The sequence below is a fragment of the Fundidesulfovibrio putealis DSM 16056 genome, assembly GCF_000429325.1.
Taxonomy (GTDB): Bacteria; Desulfobacterota; Desulfovibrionia; order Desulfovibrionales; family Desulfovibrionaceae; genus Fundidesulfovibrio; species Fundidesulfovibrio putealis.
The window spans coordinates 149,100-167,827 of sequence record NZ_AUBQ01000015.1; the positions used below are offsets into that span (position 1 = coordinate 149,100).

17 protein-coding genes are annotated in these 18,728 nt (G+C 56.5%); 6 read left to right on the forward strand and 11 right to left on the reverse strand.

The genetic code is table 11. The annotated features are described in order from the left end of the window. Positions 1–39: 39 nt before the first annotated feature. The 4 genes from G453_RS23995 (at position 40) to G453_RS0113220 (ending at position 3,610) form a co-directional block, all read left to right on the forward strand. The gene (locus tag G453_RS23995; protein WP_043645718.1) at positions 40–720 is read left to right on the forward strand and encodes a Fic family protein; all 681 of its coding nucleotides are present in this window, start codon (positions 40–42) and stop codon (positions 718–720) included. Further along, on the forward strand, positions 717–1,292 hold the full coding sequence (locus G453_RS0113210) for a recombinase family protein (protein ID WP_027191447.1): 576 nt from the start codon (positions 717–719) through the stop codon (positions 1,290–1,292). Before G453_RS23995 ends, G453_RS0113210 begins: the two co-directional genes overlap by 4 nt. A gap of 167 nt (positions 1,293–1,459) precedes the next feature. Then, complete coding sequence (locus G453_RS24000; RefSeq protein ID WP_156920916.1) at positions 1,460–2,512, forward strand: hypothetical protein; 1,053 nt, start codon at positions 1,460–1,462, stop codon at positions 2,510–2,512. A 3-nt stretch (positions 2,513–2,515) separates the two neighbouring features. Then, positions 2,516–3,610, forward strand: a complete 1,095-nt coding sequence (locus G453_RS0113220; protein ID WP_043645719.1) for a hypothetical protein — start codon at positions 2,516–2,518, stop codon at positions 3,608–3,610. On the opposite strand, the gene G453_RS29185 is transcribed toward G453_RS0113220, so the two are convergent. Beyond that, positions 3,589–4,455, reverse strand: coding sequence for a DNA adenine methylase (locus tag G453_RS29185; protein ID WP_084502322.1), 867 nt, complete (start codon positions 4,453–4,455; stop codon positions 3,589–3,591). The two genes, G453_RS0113220 and G453_RS29185, sit on opposite strands and share 22 nt — an antisense overlap. Positions 4,456–4,659: 204 nt before the next feature. Between G453_RS29185 and G453_RS0113230 the strand changes: the two genes are divergently transcribed. Together G453_RS0113230 and G453_RS0113235 are read left to right on the forward strand one after the other, a co-directional pair. Further along, positions 4,660–5,295: a ParA family protein gene (locus tag G453_RS0113230; protein ID WP_027191449.1), complete on the forward strand. Its 636-nt coding sequence runs from the start codon at positions 4,660–4,662 to the stop codon at positions 5,293–5,295. A gap of 15 nt (positions 5,296–5,310) precedes the next feature. Further along, entirely contained in the window at positions 5,311–5,556 is a 246-nt protein-coding gene (locus G453_RS0113235; protein WP_027191450.1) for a ribbon-helix-helix protein, read from the forward strand. A gap of 14 nt (positions 5,557–5,570) precedes the next feature. Here the strand turns inward: G453_RS0113235 and G453_RS0113240 are convergent, their stop codons facing one another. From G453_RS0113240 to G453_RS0113280, 10 genes are all read right to left on the reverse strand, one after another. Further along, positions 5,571–6,902 carry a type II toxin-antitoxin system HipA family toxin gene (locus G453_RS0113240; RefSeq protein ID WP_043645720.1) on the reverse strand — a complete coding sequence of 444 codons (1,332 nt, stop codon included), beginning with the start codon at positions 6,900–6,902 and terminating at the stop codon, positions 5,571–5,573. Further along, complete coding sequence (locus G453_RS0113245; RefSeq protein WP_027191452.1) at positions 6,880–7,230, reverse strand: helix-turn-helix domain-containing protein; 351 nt, start codon at positions 7,228–7,230, stop codon at positions 6,880–6,882. The genes G453_RS0113240 and G453_RS0113245 overlap by 23 nt, the downstream gene beginning before the upstream one ends. 123 nt (positions 7,231–7,353) lie before the next feature. Beyond that, positions 7,354–9,654, reverse strand: a complete 2,301-nt coding sequence (locus G453_RS27265) for a DEAD/DEAH box helicase (RefSeq protein ID WP_084502324.1) — start codon at positions 9,652–9,654, stop codon at positions 7,354–7,356. 410 nt (positions 9,655–10,064) lie between these two features. Beyond that, positions 10,065–10,232, reverse strand: coding sequence for a hypothetical protein (locus G453_RS27985; protein ID WP_156920917.1), 168 nt, complete (start codon positions 10,230–10,232; stop codon positions 10,065–10,067). An 817-nt stretch (positions 10,233–11,049) separates the two neighbouring features. Further along, positions 11,050–13,038 carry a type I DNA topoisomerase gene (topA, locus tag G453_RS0113255; RefSeq protein WP_027191454.1) on the reverse strand — a complete coding sequence of 663 codons (1,989 nt, stop codon included), beginning with the start codon at positions 13,036–13,038 and terminating at the stop codon, positions 11,050–11,052. 11 nt (positions 13,039–13,049) lie between these two features. Next, on the reverse strand, positions 13,050–13,655 hold the full coding sequence (locus tag G453_RS0113260) for a lytic transglycosylase domain-containing protein (RefSeq protein WP_235731760.1): 606 nt from the start codon (positions 13,653–13,655) through the stop codon (positions 13,050–13,052). After that, on the reverse strand, positions 13,652–16,021 hold the full coding sequence (locus G453_RS28820; RefSeq protein WP_027191456.1) for a zincin-like metallopeptidase domain-containing protein: 2,370 nt from the start codon (positions 16,019–16,021) through the stop codon (positions 13,652–13,654). Before G453_RS28820 ends, G453_RS0113260 begins: the two co-directional genes overlap by 4 nt. Beyond that, complete coding sequence (locus G453_RS24005; RefSeq protein WP_051272413.1) at positions 16,011–16,199, reverse strand: hypothetical protein; 189 nt, start codon at positions 16,197–16,199, stop codon at positions 16,011–16,013. Before G453_RS24005 ends, G453_RS28820 begins: the two co-directional genes overlap by 11 nt. Before the next feature lie 2 nt (positions 16,200–16,201). Then, on the reverse strand, positions 16,202–16,735 hold the full coding sequence (gene traF, locus G453_RS0113275) for a conjugative transfer signal peptidase TraF (protein WP_027191457.1): 534 nt from the start codon (positions 16,733–16,735) through the stop codon (positions 16,202–16,204). Next, positions 16,732–18,717, reverse strand: a complete 1,986-nt coding sequence (locus G453_RS0113280; protein WP_027191458.1) for a type IV secretory system conjugative DNA transfer family protein — start codon at positions 18,715–18,717, stop codon at positions 16,732–16,734. The genes traF and G453_RS0113280 overlap by 4 nt, the downstream gene beginning before the upstream one ends. Between the last annotated feature and the right edge of the window lie 11 nt (positions 18,718–18,728).

The following is an 18,728-nucleotide window of genomic DNA, read 5'->3' on the forward strand; positions in this document are numbered from 1 at the left end:
CAAAAACGACCGTTTTTAAAACACCTGGAGTCCTTTGACATGAACCGGAGCAAGGAAAAGGCGCTGTTCATAGCTAAGAAGAATATTGCAGGCTTGGTCTACAGCTTCCAAGCTCTCGAAGGGATGCCTTTCACGCTGCCTGAAGTTCAGACGTACCTTCAAGGCATTACCGTGGGTGGCCACAAGGTGTCCGATCAAGACAAGCTGAAACAACAATCCCTTGCCTGGCAGCACCTGATTCAGCTTGTGGAGAATAATGAATTCCGGCTCACAAAGAGCATTGCCTGTGAACTCAATGGGATCGTCGCCAAAGAAGATTCCGCCGATCCTGGCCGTTTCCGGCATGGGATGGTCTGGATCACTGGGACAGACTACTCACCGCCCGACCATGACACCCTTGACGCTAGGTTCGATCACTTGCTCACAAGAGTGCAGGGTCTGAAGAAGCCGTTCTCCATTGGCGTTTCAGTGGCTCTCGACATGGCCCACAACCAATACTTTTTCGATGGCAACAAAAGGACAGGGCTGCTGATGTTGAATGGAATTTTCATGTCTGAAGGCATCCTCCCATTCAGCATACCCGCCAAAAGCGTTCTGGAATACAACGAAAAAGTGTTGCGATATTACGAGACAGGTGACGAAAGAGAGATGTCTCGCTTTTTTGACGTCCAATTTGCGAAAGAATATCCAGGATTTCAAATTGAAGGGATGGAACTGTGATCCTTGGCTACGCACGAGTATCCACTACCAAGCAGGAACTTGAGAGCCAGGTCAAACGCCTGGAGTCTGCCGGGGTGACAAAAATCTTCACCGACGTCATGAGCGGGAAGCGTTTCGACCGCCCTGGCCTAGCCGAGATGATGGCTTTCGCCCGCGAAGGCGATACTCTTTGTGTTGTCCGTCTGGATCGTTTGGGACGCTCCATACGAGAACTCTTGGAGATCGTGGACCATTTCAAGGCGAGGAAAGTGGACTTCAGGTCCTTGGAAGAGCAGCTGGATACAACCACGGCAGCAGGGTCACTGATCTTCCACGTCTTTGCCGCGCTGACCGACTTTGAGCGCCGCCTCATAGCCGAACGCACTCGGGACGGTCTTGCCGTGGCCATGGCCAAGGGCAACATGCCAGGAAGGCCCAGAATTGAGGACGCCAAGGTCGAACAGGCCATGCGCCTTCTTAGCGAGGGACATACCAAGGCAGCAGCAGCCCGAGCTGCGGGTATTAGTCGCTCGACCCTGCTTCGTCGTCTCGAACAGCCTAATCACCCATCGATAGCCTTGTTGCAGGCTTAGAAGCCATCGTGCTAAGTTGAAAATCCAAGTGCATGGCGGGTTAAGGTTTCCCCGCCGCCGCACCGACTGACGCGCTGCCAGCGAGGAATATTATGAGCGACTCTTGTCCTGAGCCGATCCCTCCGAGGACGGCTTGCCTAGTCCCCCCCGAGGACCTCGCGTTCGATTTGCATAACCCCAGACTGTCTCTTCAGTACGAAGTGAGTCCGGGGGCTGGCGAAAAAGAATTTATTCTAGCCCTCAAGCGGGCGGCAGACCCAGCTGAACTTTTACTGTCCATCGTCAACAACGGGTACTTGGACATCGAACCCATGGTGGTCATGGGTGAGGCTAGGCCCTACCGCGTGTTGGAGGGCAACCGTCGGCTGGCCGCTATTCGCCTCCTGCGTGACCCGCAGTTGGCCAAGGACTGCCGTATTTCCCTCCCGGAAATTCCTCCAGGTAAAGACCTGCACTTGGACCAGATATTGGTCATGCGCGTGGAGCATGAGGACGAGGCCCGTGCATATATTGGCTTCAAGCATATCAACGGCCCACACAAGTGGGATTCCCTGGCCAAAGCCAAATATGCTTCAGACTGGTTTGACCAGGGCGGCATCAGCGTGGAGGAAATATCACAGCGCATTGGTGATTCCTTCGACACCGTGCGTAAGCTCCTTCATGGCTGGAAAGTCCTGAAGCAGGCCAATGACGCAGGCGTCTTTTCCATGGAGGACCGTTACCCCACGCGCAAACTTCATTTTTCACACCTCTATGTGGCCCTTACTCGAAGCCAAGTACGCGAGTATCTGGGGTTACCAACCACCTTCTCAGGGGCCGAGATTACCGACAACCCCATCCCGCCCGACAAACTGAAGCAGTTGGGTAAGTTCTGTACGTGGCTCTATGGCAGCAAAAAGGACAGTCATAAACCCGTAGTCGCATCCCAGAACCCGGATGTCAAAAACCTATCCGAGGTGTTGGCGGACGGAAAAGCTTTGGCCCTGTTGGAAATGCATCGGGACCTGTACCGCGCCCATGCCGCACTGACTCCCGATGACGTTCTGTTTCAAGAGGCCCTCTACCGAGCCGAGGATTCCGCAAAAAAAGCCTTAAGCAACGTACATAGCTATTCTGGTACAGAGACACTGTACAATACTGCACTTACCCTTAAGGAAGTTGCCACCCAACTCTGTTTGAACATGAAAATTCGGCGTGAGGGCGGCGTCCAGGGGGATTGATCCGTGTTCATGTCCGTATACGTTGAAACTCCTGCGTCCAGGCTGGCGGACTGGTTAGAATTCCAGGCCATTATCCATGAATACCGCGAGGTATCACTGGATCTTTTGTGGGAGGCCATGGGCCTTGCTGAGGATACTCCAGTGGACGCCTTTGGGGAGGAAGACCCTTACGATACTGAAGTGGGAATGAGCGAAGATACACAACGCGAGCGGGTCCGGGCCAGAGTGGAACGCGAACTAGAGCGTCGCATGGAAGCCTTAGGGCCGACAGCGTATCCTTTTGTCCTAGCTGATGACGTTCTTTGCTGTACTCTGGATCGCGATGGGGCAACGCCCACAGAAGGGCAGTTGGCCTATTTGCTCTGTCTTCGCCTTAGCATACCTTTGTCCGAGGTGCTGGATCTGGACAGACTTCCGGCCATTAACACTGGTGTTGAGCGCAACCTTTTCCAGCACTGCGCCAACTTGGCCGCAGCCGGATACCTGGGGGGGCGGACGTATGCCTTTGGCTGGCCCAGGCCTGACAGAACCGATTTGCTAGGTGCGTTAACTGTGTTGGAAGATGCCATGCAGAGTGAGGGCGTCGTTCGATCCGCTATTCCCAGGACAGCCCCGCGTAATCCGAAAGACGACCAACTTGATGTCGTGGCTTGGATTCCTCACAACGACGGCCCCGGGTGCGCCTTGACCTTGTGGGGTCAGGTGGCCACCGGTAAAGACTGGACGATCAAGGCGTTCAACTCCGACCATGTTGAACTCTTCATGCGTCATTGGTATGCGAAGCCCCCGATGTTGAAACCGGTGCGGGCGATGTTTGTTCCCTTCAGCCTTTTTGATGATATCCATGATCGGGACCCTGGAGAGTATGTCGAGACATTACAGCTAAATACCATATCGTACGGTATCATCTTTCATCGCTACCGCTTACCTGCCTGCGTGCAACGCGCTTTCAATCGCCCGGAGGACGTTTCGGTCATGAGAGCCCTACCAAGCGCCGAAGTAGCTCGCCTCCTACGGCAATGGTGGAGTGGTTTTGAAGCGGCACTTCGCCGTGCTGCGATGGGATCAGAAAGGGATCATGCCGCTGACGCGGCGTAGCGTAGCGGGCTGGGAGGATCAGTCGGAACGCGCATCCAGGGCGGAAGAATGAGCAATTCCGTTGCGAAACGCTTTACTTGTGCGCTGTAGCGCAACGACACCGGCGTTATCCGAGCCCAGGCGTAGAGTTCCCGAATCAAGGGATGGTCGTCGTACGTCAACACCCAGGGTAATCCTGGATGAGACTTGAGCCAGTCGGACAGTCGGGTATGGTGTTCGGGGCGGAAGGAGTTCATGTACAAGTGTCGCCCTTGGCCCACATATGGCGGATCAAGAAAGAGAAATGGTGGCCGCTTGGCCACAGCTTCCAGAAATTCCAGAGCGTCTAGGCTGCTGACGCTGATGCTTCCGCGCCACGCCGCCAAGCGGGCAATTCGCTGTGTCAGTCGAGCGGGGTTATAGCGCGCAGTTATGGGGTATGCTCCTGTTTGTTCCAATCCCCCGATTGGGCGGCCCCGCAAGATTCCCGAACGGTTTACCCGGTTCAGATAGAAGGTGGCGAACCCTCGGGTTGTGAGGTCGTGCCCTTCTGGACGTTCCCACACAGCACGTTGTCGACGCCACTCATCTACCGTCACCGGCGTATCTTGCAACAATCGTAAGAAGTTGTCTGTGTCGCTAAGAGCAGCCAACCAAAAATCACGGATAGCAGGGTCAGCGTCATTAAGAGCCAAACGTGAGGCTTTCCCAGCGTAAAGTAACGCGATGGAAGCCCCGGCCCCACCAGCAAAAGGTTCAGCTACAGTCCAGCCCGTAAGACCATTGGTTTCCATGAGCGAAGCCAAGTATGCGGCCATGGCACTTTTCCCACCAGGGTATCGTAAGGGGCTAAAGATCGTTGCCATGGTTTTGGCCTAGCATAAACACCCTCCGGTGGCCACCAGGAATTTTGAGGCTTCCCGCAGACTGCGGCAGGCACGAGCAACCATTTGACCTGGTCCGGCAGTGTTTGCTTTTTTTCGTGCTTTTTTGATTGCCATATTTTTTGTTGCCGTGTTAATATCTTTTCTGGCTTGAACAGAAGTACGTCAACCCGAGAGGACGAAAGCATGAAAACCATAGTTCTTGCTAGCCAGAAAGGAGGTGCAGGAAAGACCACCCTGGCCGCTCATCTGGCCGTGATGGCGGAGAAGGCCGGTGACGGGCCATGCGTGCTCATCGACACTGACCCGCAGGCAAGCCTAGCCGCATGGTGGAACGGTCGAGAGGAAGAAACCCCTGCCTTTGCACCAACGAACTTGAAGGAGCTTCCAGCCAAGCTGGAGGCCTTGGCCCTGGCCAAGTTCAAATTTGCCATCATCGACACCCCCCCGGCCATAACCGAATCGATCCGGGCGGTTGTGTCACTTGCTGATTTCGTCCTGATCCCGACTAGGCCGAGTCCTCATGATCTCCGGGCCGTGGGGTCAACCGTGGAGCTTGCCGCAGGGGCACAACGCCCGTTCGCATTCGCTCTGACCCAGGCTAAGGCAAATTCCAAAATCACTGTGCAAGCCATGGGCGCACTCTCTGAACATGGCGTTGTCGCCTCGGCGATCATCCATGACCGGGTTGATTTTGCCTCATCTATGGTGGATGGCCGTACGGTTCTGGAGATTGACCCGCGTGGACGTTCAGCGTCTGAGGTGGCCGAGCTATGGAAATTCTGCAAAAAACGAATTAACGATAACAAGAAAGCCAGATAGCAAGAGGAAGAGACCATGTCCAAGAAGCCCGCTCCCCTTTCCGCCGGTTTGGTCGCCAAAAAGGGACAAGCCGCAGTTGGAGACGATGCAACCCCAAGGCAGCTGGAACAAAAGAACACGACGGTAGCTCACCTGAATTTCACCGTAGATGCCGATTTTCGGCGGCGTTTTAAGATGCGCGCAGCCGAGTCAGGCTTGAAGCTCAATGAGCTTCTGCGGGAAGCACTGGATGCCTGGGAAGAAAAGCAGAAAGCACGTTAGCACAAGGCTGCGGACTATCTCTCCAGCTCGTCGCCCCGGCTCCTTTCGGGAAGGGCACGTTCCGCTTCACTGAAGCGATCCTTGAACATGTCCAGGTCCTTCGAGGCAGCGCCACTCGCTTCGAGACGTGGTCGCCAGTCCTTGGCAACCTGGAGCATGTCGTGAAGAACGCCCCGAGCTTGGTCTGGTGTAAGCCCGAAGGGCCTCACATCGCTGAGCACGTTTTCCAGGGTGGGCCGGGCTCCGAGCTTCCCGCAACGGAGGGCCAGCATGTACTTTCGGGCATCCTTGTAGCCTTGAACAGCCGGTGTGATGTCATAAGCTGGCGTCATGCGGACATGGCCACGCGTAACAAAGAACGCGTGGTTTTTGGGATGATCGTCCGTGTTCTTGCAAAGAACATTGAAGGCCATCCTTCGGAAAAGCTCAGGACCGGCGTCTACATCGCCATGGCGACGAGCTGCCTGAGCAAGGCCTTGGTAGCTCCCCCATCCTTTTTCATCATCTTTGCGCCGATCGGCAAGGGTAAGCCCTGAAATGACATGCTGGGGGCGGTTGCCTTCATCGCGGTCGAAACGCCGGACGAGCAGGATGTTCATGTCGTTGGTGGTAACGATCTGTGTTTCAGCCGTCTGAATACCGCAATCGCGCGCGAGCTGCATGAGCGCATGCTCAAGCATTGGGTCGTTCCAGGCGTCCACCAGCTTAGGGAACTTGGCGATCCATTCTCCTCCCTGGGGGTCTGTGTATAAGGCCTTCGGGCGACTTCCGCCCACCAATGAACCGCTGAAGGCCATGGCGCGGAACAGGGGGCTGGAAAGATCGTCGCGCAACTGAGCCAGCGTCCCTTCCTCGACGTGCGTCTCGATCTTGGCCAGCATCCCGGCGATGAGTTCCAAATCATTGACGGGCTTCATGAGCGAAGGGCCGTCATACCATTCAGCCATGGAGGCGGGGCCTTTGAGGTCGGGGCCGAAGGCCAGGGCACCGATCCTGTGCGGCTCGTGCACGGCTGTGAGGATGTCTATTTCAGGAAGGCTCTCAATGGCCGTTGGACAGTAAAGCGATAACAGTCGCCTCCCCCAGGAGTCCGGCGCAACGTCCTCGAACACGTTCGGCAGACAGCCCGTATCACGGAAGGCCACAGGGGTCTCCAGGGAAAGGGGCAGACGAACTGGGCTTAACGGGATGGCGTCCGGTAGCCGCCGGTACTTTTGGCCGTATCCGAACTGATACCGGCCCAAATCGGGGTCATGGGTGAGCAGCCCGGCGGGCACGTATTTTTTCCCAGGCAAGTAGATGTAAACATAAACTTCTTTGGGCCTAGAAGTCGTACTTGGAGTCATCGGAGGTCCTTCTGTTGTGCCCGCGCACCCTCTCTGGCAACGACCGCACGGTAATGGCTGTACCCATGGCGTCCTCTCCAGGATCGACCAACTCGCCGACACGATAATCTAGTTCAAGCACCCAGAGCACGTGCGTCAAAATGCCCAACGAAACGCCCGGTTCCCCTTTCTCCAGCTTGGCCAGGGTGGGGCGGGTGATCCTCGCCCGCTTGGCCAGGTCCTTGGCAGTCAAGCCACGGCGCTTTCTGGCTGTGCGGATATCTCCGCCGAGCTTTCGCAACGTGTCCAGCACGACTTCCGGCAATGCTTCTTTCGCATCGGTCTTCATGGAAAGTAGAGTATGCACAAAGTGTATATTAGGCAATGTCTAGTTTGCATACTCAAGATTCTGATTTTCACGTTCCCCCTGGATATTCCTCTGCCTCCAGTCGTCCAGCCTGGCCAAGCCGAGTCAAGATGGGCTTCGGCCTGGGCATGGAGCGGAATGTCTTCGAATTAAGTGGTGGCGTCGAGAATACACAGCTGTCCCAGTTTTGCCGTTGAGCATCAATGCGACCTCGTTGTATGTTTTGTCCAAGTTCTCCAGGATTATCTTGTCCTCCTCCGATGTCCAGGGCTTGCTTTTTGTAGTGGCCGTATGAGGTTTGCGTAACCCGAGGTCGCTTCTTCTTCTGGCTACACTTGAGCGTGCGCGATTTAATGCAAGTGCAATTTCGCTATCTGTTTGGTTGGAATTTTGAATTATGAACTCATCTTCATCTGTGGTGAATCTTCTGTCGTTCACATGCGATGGGCCACCTCTATTTAGCCCAAGTATTTTACGGCGATGGCATATAGTGCCTCTATGGCGTCCAAGCTTTTGAGCAATGTCTGAGTCTGTCAATATTTCCCAATTGTCGATTATAAATTTGTCGTCAGCTGCGGTCATCCAACCTTGCTTTCTCCCTTTGTTCGTATCCTTTAACAACCCAAGATTTGAGCGCTTAACTTGAATGCTTTGCACGGAACGATTTATGTGTTCAGCAATTTTTGCGTCAGTTAAGTGTGTTGAGGCTTTGAGATAATCAATCTCCTCTTTGGTCCATCTAGTGGAGGCGGCATTTTGTTTTGATTGCAAGTCTATGTCTTCTGGGTCGACGCCAAGCATTATCAATAGATTTCTTCGTTTTGGATTTAGTCGCGTGTCCCATGTTCGAATTTGATACCGATACCATCTTGCAAGTGTCTGGTTCATATGCCGTCTGGATACTTTGCAATGTCCATGGATACTTTTGAACTCAACAAGACGGCCAAACATTTCATCCCAGCTATCACCGATCCGATCAATAATTTTGGCGTCAATTGATTTTCTTATTGTTTCAGTGTCAATGTCCTGTGAAAATACTTCTATAATTATTTTGTTTCCATCTTCTGCATGCTTGACATATGGATTGTCTTTGTTAAGTCCAGCCCGTGATAGTCTTATCCAAGAGTCAAAACGACCGTCACTTGCACGCATGGCTTCCAAAACTGTCCATACCTGTTCGTATCCAGACATGCCCAGCGCATCAGAAAGCTCCTCTCCTCCCGCGTCGTCAAGGTAAAGTGGTAAAAAAATGAATCCAATTTTGTCAGGATGCTTTGCGTCTTTTCGAGAAGCTCGACCAACAGCCTGCACAATATCTATTTCGCCGCGTTTCTTCCGCATGAATGCTACCATGTCGACAGCGGGGACATCTATGCCCATGGTCAAACAACGGGCATTGCTGACCGAAATATCTTGATCCGCGCTTAACAAATTCATTACTTCTGACCGCTGGGAAGCAGGCATTCGAGAGGATATGTAAGAATGAAAGACATCAGGCCATACCTCTTGAACCGATCCGCTTGAAAACGCCGCACACTCATCTATGGTATTAAAGAAAAGAATACTCTTGCGGATGCCGTATTTTTTGCACGCGGCTTTTAATGCTAACGCATTTGCGGCAGATTCTATGTCTGAAGAATTCGACAAGAGAAGTTCGCGTGTAACATCTTGCTTTGTTATCACGGAAATTATTATTCGATAATCCGCAATCAAGCCTTGCGCCACAGCCTCAGCAAAAGTCAATTCGTAAACACGTTCCCCATAGAGTTCTGTGTCATCCATGGAGAAGTAACGATTATTCCCCTCTAAATTCTTCTGCTTCTCTTCATATGATCGAGGGGTAGCGGTCATAAACAGTCGTTTGCGGATAAGAACATGCCGATCCAACAAAGGAACAGAGAAGCCACCAAATGAAAGCCCTACGTAGGCTTCTCCTGCTGTACAATGGGCCTCGTCAAAAATGCCAAAATCGAAATGGAGCCCTTCCGGTATGGCCTCTGCAAGCATTCCTGCGGATTGATAGGTGCAGCAGACGACGTGTTTCCCGCCGTTCAGGCTATTAAAGTATTCCCGGATCACGGCAGGGCTTGTGGTTATCCTTGTCTCTGTGATTTCAGAAATGTCCAGATCGTCAAAAACGGATTTATCCGAACATACTCCAAAGAACTCCGCATCTTTCCATTCCGTTGTTGCTGCCCACTGGCCCACAGTTTGCCGCAGGAGCCAAAGCGACGGCACAAAGATTACCACGACTCGGCTTTCTAGGCCTTCTGCGACCCAAGGCCCTATAAGGGTCTTGCCGGTTCCGCACGGCATTACAATGGTAGCTCTGTCTCGTGTCCTAAACGCTTCGATTGCGGCTGAAACTGCTTTGGCCTGATGTGGACGTGGCTTTATGATATTCATTTACTACCTCAAAACTTTTCCGACCCAGATGGGCCAGGCTTTTGGATTTCCAGCCCTGGCAGTCCTGTCCATGCGACGCGTGACCGTCCCCTGCTTCTCTCTAGCCCACAGAACAGGGCCACCCTCGGGCGCTACTTCCGCGTTGTTTCGGCCACCCACACGTCAATGAGCGCCTTGTGGTGGGCTTCAATCTCCTGCCCCTTGTTTCGGAGGAGAGTCCCCTTCTTCGCGCTGCACGCACGAAGTGGGGGCAAGGTTGGCCTGGCAAAGAGAGAAAGCCATAAAGCACGAAATCTATCAAGCACTAAAACACAAAAACACGAAAAGCGCATCCCTGGCCAAGGCCCATCTCTCACCTTCATTTCAAACCAGGTTCGCGGTTTGAGATCCCAAAACCGCGAACCTGGCCGCTAATAGTAATGGATCTTCGCGAGGGTCCAGTTCGTCCTGTCGCAGTTGGCCAAGTCCACATGGCGCTCGATGGTGTCACCCGGAGGCAGAGCCTGACCGTCAGTGGAGTAGGCGATGAACATGGCCAGATCGACAGCCTGGCAATCGTTCCGAACTTCGCGCAACATCACTTCCGCAACAAGCAGCTGATCGCTTGCCGTCATCTCCAGAAGCAAAAATGACCGACCGACCCTCAACTCATCCAAGGCAAGGAACGGACCCTGGAAGGTCCTCCGCAACGTATTTACGACCACAGGTACTCCTTCACTCAGAGGATCGAACGGATGAGATACCGCACTCTCGTGTGAACCGGCGCTGTTTCCGAACCACCGCTGTATGTTCCGGTTTGAGCGCTTACGTAGGCCGTTCCCGTCAACGACCCGCTGTTGAGCGACCCGGAAATTGATCCGCCTGATGTTGAACGAGTTTCAGTGTTGTAGTTTGCACCTGTAACAGCCCCCATTCCTCCGCCACCGGTATAATCACCTCCCGTATTAACTACGGTCTGCGTAAACCAATATGTTTGGGATGACGCCGATCCACTCAATGAGGTCGAATTCAGCCCCCCACTGACAGGAGCGTTCTGCCCAGGCACGGACACGGTATGTGACCTGATGGTGTCCGAAACTTGAGTGCCTACAAGTCCAGCCGTGGTCGTGCCGCGCAGGAACTGGCCATTATAGTTGGGGATAGGCTGGCCACCCAGAACGGCACGAAGGCGATCATACTGGCTGCCAGCCGGTACGGCCTGACCGTTGCACTCAAGCCATTTGCCCATATCTGCGGGGTTGGAGCCGGATGGCCACGCGACCACCGTTCCCACGGCGATGGTGCTTTGGCTGGTGATAGCGACCGTCATTGGGTCGAAGCTAGTGGCGTCGGCAGTCAAACCGAGCCTGGGTATGGCCAACGCCCAAAACAGGAAGATCAAGCGGAGCAAACGCATCATTCCGCTCCCTCAGGCTTGCCGTTGTCGTCCTGGAAAGTGACCTTGCAATTCGGGAAGCCGGAGCACCCCCAGAAGTTGTATGCTCCTGGCCCATCCTTGGTGCGGTGAGCCAGAGGCTTCCCGCACTCCGGGCATTTATGCGTGCTCAGAGGTGGTTTCTCGCGTTTCTCCAAACGATGGCCGGGTTTGCCTCCGTTGTCAGCAAACGTGGCTGGGCAGTCAGGATAGCCAGAGCATCCCCAGAAGTCGTAACCACCCTGGCCGTTCTTTCCGGGAGCACGGACGATTCGGCGCAATGGCTTTCCGCAGTCAGGGCAAGGTGTCACGGTCGCAGCCTGGAACAGCCCGAGTTCTTGCTCCAGGCAGTGGTGCATTTTGCGCATCACATCAATGTAACCGGTGCGGCCCTCGGCAATGGCGTCCAGATCGTCTTCCAGCTCCTTGGTGAAGGAGAACTCGAGGAATGCGAAACGTCCCATCAGCGCATCCACCACGGCCTCGCCGTCCGCCGTGGCCGCCAGGGCACGTTTCTCCAGGCGGACGTAACCCCGACCGAGGATATTCTCCAGGATGGCCGCATAGGTGGACGGACGCCCGATGCCGCGTCCTTCCAGAGCCTTGACGAGCGTAGCTTCAGTGTAGCGCGGCGGTGCTTTGGTCTTGTGGGTGACGACCTTGCCTCCACCCACCGTGAGCAGGGAGCCTGCGTTGAGCTGGGGGACAGGGTTATCCGCCTCTTCCTCCCCATCCTCGGTTTGATCCGCAGCCATGACCATCTTCCAGCCTGGCCTTACCAGAGTCCGGCCTTTGGCCTCGAACTCCGGCATCCTGCCTTCAATGTCCTCGCCTTGGAGCAGGGCGGTACGAACTGCGAAAACGGCATCCTCCAACTGGCTGGCCAGGGTGCGTAACCGAATCATCGTGTAGAGGGCTTTTTCGCTGTCAGTGTCTCCAGCCTCTTCCACCTCAATGTGCGTGGGCCGGATGGCTTCATGGGCTTCCTGCGCTCCGGCCTTGCTCTTCCAACGGCGCGGCGTGGCCACCACCGGCCAGTTGCTGTTCCGGCAGTATTCCCGGATTTCAGCCACGGCCTCCTCGCTGATATTGGGGGAATCCGTGCGCATATAGGTGATATGGCCAGCCTCATAGAGCCGTTGGGCAGCTTCCATTGTCTTCTTGGGGGAGAGTTTGAGGGAGTTCGAGGCTGCCTGCTGCAAGGTCGACGTGGTGAAGGGGGCTGGTGGAACTGCCTTGGTCTCAGTGTCCTGGCAGGCCAGAACCTTGACCCGGCGCATGGCTGCTACCCTGACGGCCTTCTCCTTCTCCAGGAGATATTCCTGACCAGGCCCGAGCCAGGCCTTCGCCAACCAGTTGGCTTTCCAGCCAGGAGTGATGTTGTCCAGGGCATCAAAGACCAACTCCACGCCGTAATGCGTGGTCATCTTGAACGCCCTGATCTCGCGCTCCCGCTCCACCACAAGGCGCAAAGCCGGGCTTTGCACCCTCCCAGCCGACTTTTTGCCGCCGATGGCGCGAGAGAGGGGGACGGACACCATGTAGCCCACCAGCCTGTCCAGTACCCGCCGTCCCTCCTGGGCCGCAACGAGGTTCCTGTCCAGGGCGCGGGGATGTTCCAGGGCCATTTTGACGGCCTTCTCCGTGATCTCCGAGAAGGTGATCCTTCCAGGATTCTCCAGCCGCAGGGCGTCCTCCAGGTGCCAGGCTATAGCCTCTCCTTCGCGGTCAGGGTCCATGGCCAGGAAAACAGAGTCCGCAGACTTTACCGCGCTGGCCAGCTTGGCCAAGACAGACTTGCCGCGCTCGGTTGGGGCATACGATGGTCGGAAGTTCGGAGGACTCACACCCATGTCATACAGGGGCAGATCGCGCACGTGTCCGACGCTGGCTTCCACCCTCCAGCCGCTGCCCAGGAACCCTTGGATCTTCTTAACCTTGCCCGGAGATTCGACAATCAAAAGCTTCATGGCGTACTACCTCATGATCCTTTCATTTCGTTGCTGGCCACTTCCCGGAACCGCTTCACCAGCATCGGCGAGGCAGCAGGGCGCTGGGCAGCAATTGCTGGCGCGGAAGAAGGAACTGACGGCGCTTCACCGCCGAGGCGGCGAAGCACGGCAGCGGCATAAGCCCAGCCACGTTCGGGGTTGCGATCGACAGGGGTATGGTAGGAGGCGACTGCGCGCCAGTTCAGCCCATGGCGCTTGATTTCCTTGCCGAGAATCCAGACGCCCACCTGGATGTTGCCGGGAGGGTCCAGGATGACCTCCAAGGGCAGGCGGTAGCGTCTGATCCACCAGGAGTTAATCTGCATGACTCCCACATCGAAGGAGAGGCCTGCGGCCAGGGCCGCGCGGCTGATCGCCACGGCCTGCTCTTTCGTGACGGGTCTGACTGTTCGCCCCGCGATGTTCAGAATCCATGGCTGCATCCCGGACTCTTGACCGGCGATGGCCAAGGCCAGAGGACGCGGAACGCTGTAACGATCACACGGGGCGTCGAAGAGGCTGGCCAGGTCCTGGCCAGCCAGGACCTGATTGCACGACAGGAGAACCAGGATGAGCCCGGCTAGTGCCTGAATCACCGGTCCAACTCCCGGCATTGTTCCTTGGCTAGGCCGCGACCAAGTTGCTGTGTCACCTCCTTGATCCCCCGGCTGGCGTGAAGATCGTTCCAGTCAGTCAACCTGGCCTCCCGTTCTTCCTTGGTGAAGGCCGGGACGATGACGCAGCCTCCGACAGCCAAAGCGGCCTGTTTGGCTTTCTCCACGCCGATGTTGCCGTGCTCCCGAGCATGGTCGTTGTCGGCGCAGATGGCGATCTTGGCCATGGGGAACTTTTCGCGCAGAGCCTTGGCCACGGGCTCAAGATTGCCTGCATCGAAGGCCACGACGACAGGCATGCTCGATGCCATGTGCAGGCTGACGCCGGTGGCGTAGCCTTCAGCGATGAGCAGAATTTGGCCTTGCTCCAAGTTCTTATCGGGATCGATCAGACTGAAGCAGCCTTTCTTTTCGGCACCGGCCTGGAATCGCTTCGTCCCATCCCAGTCGATTTCCTGGACGTTCCGAAGTTCGCCCGTTGCGTTATAGAGAGGGACCAGCAGGAGCATGGCGTCAGAAGACTCTTTGATGTCGCCATAAGGGTGGATGCCCTTTTTGAGGAGATAAGGGTTCCTAATCGCCGCCATGGGCATAATGGGCGGGAGGACGCTAAAGTCCTGCTGGCACCGCAGGGCCACGTCGTCTTGAAGCGCCAGGCGCTCGCGTTCTCGTTGTTTGCTGCGCTGCTCCGCTTCCAGTCGCAGGGCCATCTTCTGCTCTTCCGTCAGGGTATGGCCGGTGGCCTTCCACTTGGTCTTTTCGCCGGTGAGATAGTTCTCGTACCACCCAGCAGGACGGCCATCGAGATATCCCTTGTAGGCTCCATCGCGGGCCTGAGGTTTGCCGCCCAGAACGGAAACGCGGTGAATCTTGCCGTCCATGACGGGAAGCTGGCCTTTGAGGTCAAGTCCGGCATCGCGGAGCGCCTGAGCGAATTCAGAGAGAGGGTCCATGGTCTTGGCCGGGCTGGCAGCCTTGTCAGGGAACCAGGTTTTCAGCTTGGCCAGGTCGGAACCTTCCGGCGCGAACCAGAGTTTGGCCTCGGCGTCCCATTTGGCACCGGCAGCCTTGGCCAGGTTCTTTTCCCGGAAGGGTACGGCCAGGAACACCTTCCCGGTGGCCGGTTGGGATGGCGCGGCGGGTTCCTTGGAGGGCTCGACATCATGGGCCATGGTGGTCACTGCACCATCCCGAGACAGTTCCAAGGCATGCTTGAGAGCGGCAAAGGCATCGGCACGGGTCGGGAAGAATTTGTCCTTGAACTGCGCCAGGAGGCCATCGTTGTTCGGGATGGCGAACCACTCCTCCGGTTTGGACTGCATAACCATGTCCACGATGCCACCGCTCACGGGGTCTTTGTTCGTTGCCAGACCGCCGGGCCTGGATTCACTCCAGCCCTCGGGCAGGGTGAGGTTTGATGAAGCCAATTCCTGGCCTTTGCCGAGTTCCTGCTTCTGTTCCATAGTGAGCACGTATTGTTTGATCTTTTCGGCGTCCCGGCAGGCCCGGACGATTTCATAGGGGTCCTGCTCCAACACCTTGATCCACGAATCCACGTAGGCCAGATGTTGGCCGGGGTCATAGCCGATGCCCATATCCTGGCCGAGCATCCAGGATGCGATTTCGGCCCGGAGTTCTTCCTTGGCGTACACTTCCGAACCGAACGGACCGAACTCGCGTCCCATGCGCGACTCATGGCCGGTCCAGTGACCGAGTTCATGCAGTGCCGTGGAGTAGTAATCGCCGGGGGTCTGGAAGCGATCCAGAGTGGGCAGGCTGATTTCATCCTTGGCGGGGCTGTAGAAAGCCCGATTGCGCTGGTTGTGTTTGATGACTGCGCCGGAATTGCGAAGAATGGCTTCCGCTTTCTCGTTCGGGTCCCAATCCCGGATGAGCGTGGAGGGGGCCAGAGGAGGAACGTCTCCATCAAGCTGGCTGACATGGAAAACGGAAGAAAAACGGGCCACCGGCCTGGCCAGCTCCACCTTGTTCATCACCTGGTTGCCGTCGCCATCGAGCACTGGCTTGCCGTTGTCATCCAAGGCGGGTTCTTCCTTGGTGAACTGCCAGAAGACGATAGTCTGTGATCTCTCGCCCTTGCGAACACGGCAGTCCAACGAGTTGGCCTGTTTGAGCGTCATCCAGCGAGGATCGGCATACCCTTTGCGGGAGAGCATGAGCCTGTTGATGCCGCTGTAGACCGTGCCCGAGACGGGGTTCATGGGCGGGTGGAGTTCACCTGGCCGCCAGGGTTTCTGCCACGGCGCGGCCCCGGTTTTGAGATCTTCGATGATCTGCTCGGCGAACACCTGATGGACCGGTTTGCGCGCGTTTGCATCATTCGCCATGGTCGCTGCCCTCTTCACCGGCGAACATATCCTCCAGGTCGTCAGGTCCGACGGCCAGTTCCTCGAAGGCTCCCATGAACTCTGCAACCTCGGGATCGACCGGTATTCCCAGTCCCGGATTTTCCATGGCCTGAACGTCCACCGCACGGGCGGCTGCCATCAAATACTCCTTGTCCACGATCATCCTCCTATGGGTTCAAAGACTCGAACTGGCTTCACCTTCTGAAGTGACGCCAACGGCAACAGACCAAAATACCGACCGTCGAAACCGCCGGGATGTTCACGAGAAAGGATCAAGACCATTCCTTCAGGAATCCGGCCTGGAGAAAGGGTGGTAGAAATCGGCATGGGCCGATCCAGACTGTCCGTGGCGGCGATCATGCTTTGCGGCATCATCCGGCCATTGACGCGAATACCCTCCGGCCCCACATCCAAAAGATCGCCGGGAAGGCCCGCTACCACCTTGAGGAGGGGCTCGGTGCCGTCAGGACAGGAGCCGGAGCGCAGATAGCCCCGGTCGAGGGCCAGGGAGGCGAAGGGTTCAATGGCCAGACAGACGCTGACCAGGTCGCCACGATCAATGCCAGGATTGCCGGGAACGAGCTGATAAATCCCCTTGGGCATGGAAGGCGTGGCGTTGAAGCGATACCCTTGCTGAAAGAGAAAGAAGCCCGAACAGACCAGCAGGAGCAGAATCCAGAGGAGGCGCTTCATTTCGATCCACCCTGCTTCTTCAGGTAATCCGCGTAGGAGCGCCCTTCGGGCTTTTCTTTGTCCTGGCCAGCGGCGTCCGGGCTCTTCACGGGACAGAGGGAATCTGATTTGGCGGGAGCCCCCATCTTGGCCCGCTCGGAGAATGTGGGATCAAGGAAGAACAGATTCTGCCGACCGTAGATCGGTGAGCGCCCGGCAACGAAAATGAGCATGTCACCTGGTTTCTTGGCCTTGTCGCCCTTTTTCTGGAGGCCGGGCAGCCGCATGCATTCGTCGGGCGTCAAGAGCGCCCTGGCTGTTTCAGAAACGCTGACCGAGGCGTTTTTCAGATGGCCGCTACGTGAGCCGGACACGGAGGTCTTCTGGGTCAAGACCGTGGTCTTGCCCGTCATTTCCGACAACTCCTTGGCCGTTTCCAGAGTGTTCGGCGCGTAGGCGATGCGGATATGGCAGTTGCCCTTGATGCCGTTCTCTTTCCCGTAGGTCTCAATGAGCTGCTCGACGTTCTGGATGACGAGCATGTAGCTGATCCCGTATCCCGCCGCATAGGCGATGGACTTGTTGACGATCTCCATCTTCCCGATGGACGTGAACTCATCCAGGAGCATCAGCAGCCGACGGCTGGGCTTCTTCTGTTCGCCGTTCTCGAACTCCATGCGTTCGCAGATGCGTGTGATGATGAGGTTCAGTATGAGGCGGATCAGTGGTCGCAGCCGGTTGACGTCAGCCGGGCTCATGACCAGGTACAGGTCCACCGGAACCTCATGATTCATGAGGTCGTGAACCCGGAAATCCGAGCGGGATGTGTTCATGGCCACGACCGGGTCACGATAGAGCGCCAGGTTGACCAGGGCGGTGGAGACGACGCCGGAGCCTTCGTTCCCGGCCTTGTTGAGCATTTCCCTGGCAGAACTGGCGATGAACAAGTGGATATGCTCGCCGCCAGTGGCCCCGTTGGGGAAGCATTCCTTGACGAGGGCCGCATGCTCCGTTTCGAGCATCTCCTGGAGCAACTCCTCGATGGTGCGGTTTTCATCAGCGAGCATGTTCCCGAGGTCGTGGAGGGTGGCGGTTCGTTTTTGCCGATGGCGCACCATGACAAGGCAATGGAGGAGCACCCCGGCAATGAAGGCGAATCCCGCCTTGCTCCAATGGTCCTGTAGGCCCTTGCCTTCCGGGTCCACGATCATGGTGGCGATGTTCTGGACATCCGGGATGGCCTGGAGGGTGTCCAGCCGCACCTCTTCAAGCGGATTGAAGCAGGCGCTGATTCCACTGGAGTCGGAAGGGTCAAACCGTAGAACCGTATGCCCAAGGGATTGGCGGTAACGTGAGGTCAGAGCCCAGTTCTCGCCTTTGATGTCCAGGCTCACCGTCGAGCCGGGATAGGAAAGGAGGGTTGGGATGATGATGCCCACGCCCTTGCCGGATCGTGTGGGCGCATAAAGGAGCATGTGTTCCGGCCCATCATGGCGAAGGTAGCAGTGAGCCCAGGCTGGCCGGAGACGAAGCCACAGCCGGATCGCCTGCCAGCCATGGAACTGTTTGACCCATCCGCCGACATAAACGCCACGGCCTTCCAGAAGGCCCATTTCGGAAATTTCTTCTTCCGCCGCCCAATGGGCCGAGCCGTGCAGGTCAGTGCGTCCCTTGGGCTTTCGCGCGCTCATCAGGGCGTAGCCGAGAATGAGCATCTGCGGGGCCATGAACAGCATCTGACCATGGAACACCGCTTGGCGCACAGCTTCATGCTGGCTCCCCAGCTGATGCCAGATGATTATTTTCCAGGGGGCGTACCAGACCGTACCGAAAGCGGACATCCAAGGCAGGCCTAAGGCAGGCTGGTAGGCGAAGTACGCGGCGACTTGTTGTGTGGCCAGACTCAGACTGGCCAGGGCCAGAAGAAGGGAAAACAGCAGATACCCCCAGCGAAGAGCGGCTTTCTTCCGTCCAGGATCGCCGAGGCCGTACTGATTTTGCATGAAAACTATCT